1 protein-coding gene is annotated in these 959 nt (G+C 44.6%); it reads right to left on the reverse strand.

The annotated features are described in order from the left end of the window. Window positions 1–110 precede the first annotated feature (110 nt). Window positions 111–959, reverse strand: an 849-nt coding sequence (locus NW212_RS15215) for an IS66 family transposase (protein ID WP_258339457.1), incomplete at its 5' end; no start/stop codon positions are given.

A 959-nucleotide genomic window follows, 5' to 3' on the forward strand; every position in this document is an offset into this window, starting at 1 on the left:
TCGATAAACTACAAGTTTTAAACCTTTATATACAACAATAGCGACTGTCACTATGAACCTAATAGTTTCAGCCGCTATTATTTTGTTGAACCTATATGTTGCATATGGCATTAGTTGTCAGATACCCCATGTTGTTTTGTCAATATACTTTCCGGATGTTTCAGCTTCCATTTGTGTGGAAGCAGATCCAAAAGTATCTCATGAGTTGCATTCTTGTGATAAGGCATTTGGGCGATTACATCATTCAGGTAATTCCTTGGGTTTACATCGTGTGCCTTACAAGTAGCCAATAGGGAACAGATAACAGACATATTAGCTGCTGCTTCGTGATTACCACAGAAAAGAAAATTTTTTCTGCTCAGAGTGATGGGCCGTTGGACATTTTCCGCCAGATTGTTATCCCAGTACAGGCGGCCATCGTCCAGACATCTCATAATATTATCCCATTTGGTATAGGCATATGTTATGGCCTTGCCTGTCAAAGAACCTGGACTGTATTTAATTCCTTCTGCCTCCATCCATACCTTCATTGCCTCCATGATTGGCCGGGCCAGCTCCTGACGCTTCTGTCTGCGCTCATCATATGACAGGCCGGCTTCGTCACACTGGCGTTCTATTTTATAGATATGCTGTATCTGAGTCAGTGCATGTTGCGCCATCTCCCTGTTTTCATCCAAAGCCTGCTCAAAATGACGGCGTATATGCACCAGGCAGTTGAGCAGCCGCACGTCGGGGTTGGTCTTGAAGGCTGTTTCATAACCTGCAAAACCGTCACATTGAAGATATCCCTTGAAGTTATATTGATTTGCCAGGGATTCGATGACCGCTCCGGCCCGTGATCCCCCGTCGTAATGGAAGATGACCAGTTTCTCCATGACTGATCTTACCATCCAGAGATATTCCTTGTCGGCTCTGTGTTTTTCTCTGTTAATGACCGGAACTGTAGTCTCGTCCGCCTG

It is taken from the genome of Bacteroides sp. ET225, from assembly GCF_024733745.1.
In the GTDB taxonomy this organism is placed as follows: Bacteria; Bacteroidota; Bacteroidia; order Bacteroidales; family Bacteroidaceae; genus Phocaeicola; species Phocaeicola excrementipullorum.